The sequence below is a fragment of the Nostoc sp. genome, assembly GCF_036919895.1.
Taxonomy (GTDB): domain Bacteria; phylum Cyanobacteriota; class Cyanobacteriia; order Cyanobacteriales; family Nostocaceae; genus Nostoc.
In genome coordinates this window covers 1-1,853 of record NZ_JBALBW010000130.1, presented here as the reverse complement: position 1 = coordinate 1,853, position 1,853 = coordinate 1, and the positions used below count along the sequence as shown (strand labels likewise).

The following is a 1,853-nucleotide window of genomic DNA, read 5'->3' as shown; positions in this document are numbered from 1 at the left end:
CTCAACCTGCGGGCTTATGATTTCGTCTCCCAAGAATTACGGGCGGCGGAAGACCCTGAGTTTGAAACCTTCTATACCAAAAACATTTTGCTGAACGAGGGTATCCGCGCTTGGATGGCTCCTCAAGATCAACCCCACGAACAATTTGTATTCCCTGAGGAGGTATTACCACGTGGTAACGCTCTCTAATAGACCAAATATATTAGGCGGTGCTGGACGCGACCAAGAATCTACTGGCTTTGCCTGGTGGTCTGGTAACGCGCGTTTAATCAATCTATCTGGCAAACTCCTGGGCGCTCACGTTGCCCATGCTGGCTTGATTGTATTCTGGGCTGGAGCGATGACTTTGTTTGAAGTCGCTCACTTCGTTCCTGAAAAGCCCATGTATGAACAGGGCTTGATTCTGTTACCTCACCTTGCCACTCAAGGTTGGGGCGTTGGCGCTGGTGGTGAAGTTATCGACACCTTCCCCTACTTTGTTGTCGGTGTACTCCACCTAATCTCTTCAGCCGTCCTTGGCTTTGGCGGTATCTATCATGCCGTTCGTGGCCCAGAAACCTTAGAAGAATACTCTTCTTTCTTTGGTTACGACTGGAAAGACAAGAACAAGATGACCAACATCATCGGATTCCACTTGATTATTTTGGGATTCGGTGCGCTGCTGTTGGTAGCAAAAGCAATGTTCTTTGGTGGGTTGTATGACACCTGGGCACCAGGCGGTGGTGATGTTCGGATTATTACCAATCCCACATTGAACCCAGCAGTTATCTTCGGTTATGTAATCAAGTCTCCCTTTGGTGGCGAAGGCTGGATTGTCAGCGTTGATAACCTAGAAGATGTAGTCGGCGGTCACATCTGGATTGCCTTTATCTGTATTGCTGGCGGCGTTTTTCACATTCTTACCAAGCCATTTGCTTGGTCACGTCGTGCATCCATCTGGTCTGGTGAGGCTTACCTCTCCTACAGCTTGGGCGCTCTGTCGTTGATGGGCTTCATTGCCTCACTCTATGTTTGGTTTAACAACACCGTTTACCCCAGCGAATTCTACGGCCCTACTGGCCCAGAAGCTTCTCAAGCGCAAGCTTTGACCTTCTTAATTCGTGACCAACGTTTGGGTGCTAACGTCGGTTCTGCCCAAGGCCCCACAGGATTGGGTAAATACCTGATGCGCTCTCCAACTGGTGAAATCATCTTCGGTGGTGAAACCATGCGCTTCTGGGATTTCCGTGGCCCTTGGTTAGAGCCTCTACGTGGCCCCAATGGTCTTGATTTGGAAAAAATCAAGAACGATATTCAGCCTTGGCAAGCTCGTCGCGCTGCTGAATATATGACCCACGCTCCTCTGGGTTCTTTGAACTCCGTGGGTGGTGTGGCTACCGAAATTAACTCCTTCAACTACGTATCTCCTCGTGCTTGGTTGGCGACTTCTCACTTCGTATTAGGATTCTTCTTCCTAGTTGGTCACTTGTGGCACGCTGGTCGCGCACGGGCTGCGGCTGGTGGTTTTGAGAAAGGAATTAACCGTGATACTGAGCCAGTGATGTTTATGGACGACCTAGATTAGGTTGTAAGGTTTTTTTCATCACTGACAACTAAATAATTTAAAGGCTCTTGCGTAAAAGCAAGGGCTTTTTTATTGATCGCCCTTACCCGTAGGAAGTCTAGCTAACATCTTGGTAATTTAATTTTTTTCTGAAAATAACCTAAGTATTTAAGATATTGGCTAAACTAAATTTAGGACTTACGCATTGACAGGAAAGACCAAGTATAGATGATTGGAAAAACCAGATCCGCGTCGTAGGGGCAATTCATGAATTGCCCCTACGACGCGGATCTATTTAACACAAATAATG

General features: G+C 47.5%; 1 protein-coding gene and 1 pseudogene. Both read left to right on the top strand.

The annotated features are described in order from the left end of the window. Positions 1–189, top strand: a pseudogene (locus V7K55_RS25290) (photosystem II D2 protein (photosystem q(a) protein)); the annotation flags it as partial. Continuing rightward, a complete protein-coding gene (gene psbC / locus V7K55_RS25285; RefSeq protein ID WP_334835750.1) occupies positions 173–1,564 on the top strand; it encodes a photosystem II reaction center protein CP43 in 1,392 nt (463 codons plus the stop codon). The pseudogene V7K55_RS25290 and the gene psbC, both read left to right, overlap by 17 nt. The last annotated feature ends 289 nt before the right edge of the window (positions 1,565–1,853 follow it).